Below are 452 nucleotides of genomic sequence, written 5' to 3'. Positions count from 1 at the left end.
ATTAAATCCATTTAGTAATGAGTCGAATTTTAACATGCTAATGAAAATGGCAGAGGCTTTCGCAAGTACAGAAATTATACCTCAGAATTATCAGAATAAGCCGGCCGACTGCATGATTGCAATTGACATGGCAAACCGGATGCATGTAAGTCCTATGTTTGTTATGCAGAATCTCTATGTTGTGAAAGGAAAACCTTCATGGAGTGGACAGGCCTGCATGTCGCTGATTAAGTCTAATACTGAGTTTAAGGACGTTAAGCCAGTATATACAGGGGAAGCAGGCACAAATACATGGGGGTGCCATATAGAGGCTATAAGGCGGTCTACAGGTGAACTTGTCCGTGGTCCTGAAATTACAATAGGGGTGGCCAAAGCTGAAAAGTGGTTCTCTAAGATCGACCGCTACGGAAATGAAACATCAAAATGGCAGACAATGCCGGAACTGATGCTTG

1 protein-coding gene is annotated in these 452 nt (G+C 42.7%); it reads left to right on the top strand.

The window, feature by feature from the left end:
• On the top strand, positions 1–452 hold a 452-nt coding region (locus tag NE664_13965; protein MCQ4727740.1), incomplete at both ends, for a hypothetical protein.

This window comes from Anaerotignum faecicola, assembly GCA_024460105.1.
Taxonomy (GTDB): Bacteria; Bacillota; Clostridia; order Lachnospirales; family Anaerotignaceae; genus JANFXS01.
This window is presented reverse-complemented; position numbering and strand designations above follow the sequence as displayed.